Source organism: Acinetobacter sp. AKBS16 (assembly GCF_002899995.1).
GTDB lineage: Bacteria > Pseudomonadota > Gammaproteobacteria > Pseudomonadales > Moraxellaceae > Acinetobacter > Acinetobacter baumannii.
In genome coordinates this window covers 33,080-35,975 of the sequence record NZ_POYH01000067.1, presented here as the reverse complement: position 1 = coordinate 35,975, position 2,896 = coordinate 33,080, and the positions used below count along the sequence as shown (strand labels likewise).

Genomic DNA, 2,896 nt, shown 5'->3' with positions numbered 1-2,896 from the left:
GTTTGCCAAAGCCAATTCTTCATTGGTTAAACCGCGGTCTTCACGTCCAAAAACGATCGCAATTTGTTGTCCTTGTGCAGCCGCCTTGATTGCTTCTTTTGAAGCAGGGCGAACATCTAACAAAGGCCATGGAATAGTACGGCTTCTTGCACTTGTTCCGAAAACTAAATGGCAATCTTTAATTGCTTCTTCGAGTGTTTCAACAATTTCAACCTGTTCTAATAAATCTTGTGCACCAGCAGCAAGCGCCTGAATATCTGGATGTGGGTAGGTTTTTGGTGAAACCAGAACCAACTTACTCAAGCCCATCGTTTTCATTGCGCGTAAAGCACTGCCAATATTAGCCGGTAAAGTGGTATTGACCATGACAATACGCACTTGTGCTAATTGTTTTGACACGGCGGTGTCGTCAAACAAACTCATAAGATTTCCAGAAATTACGAATATTGAGAAACTTCGCTTTGGTATGAATCCAATGCATCATCAATAGTCATGTCCACAGGAGGTGAGGCAACAGGTTGTGGACGAACAGGTTCTGCTGCTTTAGCTGCCTTAGATTTTACCTGATATTCAATATGAATATTATCCTTACCAAAGTAATCTCTTAGTTTGGCAAGAAGTTCATCTAAAGGAGCGACTTTCCATTGTGGGCCAAGCTGAAGCTCAGCCTGAGCATATGGTTGGTCAATCTGTAACTGTATTGCAATATGCTGATGCATATCGACATTACAATAAGGCAATAATATATTTTGTAGATCTTTTGCCAAACTTGGTTGCAATAGATCATGGGTTAATTTGATTTGAATACTATTGGCGCGTTTTTGTCTGATTTCATTTAAGCTAAACGCTTTGTTCAAGCGTCCCATTGGACGATCAAAACCTTCACGCTCATAGATCTCGCCTTCAAAGACGACTACGCGCTCAACTTGAATAATATCTTTAAAGCGTTGGAAACGTTCGTGGTTACAGCTGACTTCAATACGTGCTGTTCCGTCGTCAAGTACAATAACAACACGGTTTGGGAAATTCGCTACATCAAGGACAAGTCCTGCATAAACAGTCGTTACACCGCGACGAGTTGCGGTAATTTCATTAAGTTTTGCAGGAATAAACGCTTTGAGTTCTTGACGATAAACATCAATTGGGTGACCTGTTAAATATAGTCCAAGCGTATCTTTTTCGCCTTTGAGACGAACTTCATCACTCCATGGCTTAACAGGTTTAGCTGGTTTACGTTGAACTTCTTCAACTTCACCAAATAAGTCCATAATACCGCTTTCACGGTTACTACGTGCCTGTTCGGCAGCTTGTACAGCTTCTGGCAATTGAGCCATTAAACTTGAACGTTCAATACCTAAACAATCAAGCGCACCAGCACGGATAAGTGCTTCTAAGGTTCGTTTATTGATTTTTTTCAAATCAATACGATGGCAGAAATCGAATAGGTCAGTATAAGGCCCTTGTTGGCGACGTGAGTCAATAACAGACTGCATTGCCTGTTCACCAACACCTTTAATTGCCCCTAAACCATAAACAATGGTTTTATCATCGCTCGCATGGAAATGATAAGTCGACATATTGACTGATGGCGGTAAGACCTCGAGACCGTTATTTCGGCAGTCATCAATCAAAAATACGACACTGTCAGTGTTCTGCATTTCCGATGACATTACTGCTGCCATAAATTCGGCAGGATAGTGGGCTTTTAACCATGCTGTATGGTATGCAACAAGTGCATAAGCTGCGGCGTGCGATTTGTTAAAACCATAGCCTGCGAACTTTTCCATATAGTCGAAGATATGGTTAGCTGTGCTTTCATCAATACCTTTTTGTCCAGCACCCTCAAGGAAGATTTGGCGCTGTTTCACCATTTCTTCAGGTTTCTTTTTACCCATCGCACGGCGGAGCAAGTCAGCGCCACCGAGTGTGTAACCTGCACAAATCTGTGCAGTTTGCATTACCTGTTCTTGGTAAACCATAATCCCGTAGGTTGGTTCTAATACACCTTCAAGCAATGGATGAAGATACTCAAATTCTCCACCATGCATACGGTGAATAAAGTCTGGGATTAGATCCATCGGACCCGGACGATATAAAGATACGAACGCAATAATTTCTTCGAATTTACTTGGACGTGCTTCTTTCAGCATTCGTTTCATACCGACGGATTCAAACTGGAATACCGCGGTTGTATTTGCATCAGCAAAGACAGAATAAGCTTTAGGGTCGTCAAGAGGGACGTGCGAAATGTTTAAAGGGTCATTGCTATCGCGGTTTTTATTAATATTTTGAATAGCATCTTCAATAACGGTTAAGTTACGTAGACCCAAGAAGTCGAACTTTACGAGACCTGCAGCTTCTACATCATCTTTATCATACTGTGCTACGCGGTTAGTACCGTCTGCGTCACAAAGCACAGCAGAGAAGTCGGTAATTTTACCGGGTGCAATAACAACACCACCGGCATGTTTACCTGTATTTCTGGTAATACCTTCTAACTTTAATGCCATTTCCCAAATTTCGCTGGCATCATCATTATCTGGGTTGGAAGGGTTGGTAACAATATCTTTAAGCTGAGGTTCCATTTCAATCGCAGTTGCCAAATCCACACCAAGTGGCTTAGTTGGAACCATTTTTGAAATACGGTCAGCTAGACCATAAGACTTCCCTAAAACGCGGGCAACGTCACGAATCGCACCTTTCGCAGCCATCGTACCGAACGTTGCAATCTGAGACACCGCTTCACGGCCATAAGTACGTGATACATAATCGATCACACGGTCACGACCTGCGATACAGAAATCGACGTCAAAGTCGGGCATCGATACACGTTCCGGGTTTAAGAAACGTTCGAAGAGTAGGTCATAACGAAGTGGATCAAGATCTGTAATTTTTA

2 protein-coding genes are annotated in these 2,896 nt (G+C 42.4%); both read right to left on the bottom strand.

The window, feature by feature from the left end; all coding sequences use genetic code 11:
* Positions 1-423 (bottom strand): RNA methyltransferase (locus C1642_RS19250; protein WP_228153856.1); only part of this gene is annotated, 423 nt, incomplete at its 3' end.
* 14 nt (positions 424-437) lie between these two features.
* Positions 438-2,896 (bottom strand): DNA polymerase III subunit alpha (gene dnaE, locus C1642_RS12210; protein WP_103236385.1); only part of this gene is annotated, 2,459 nt, incomplete at its 5' end.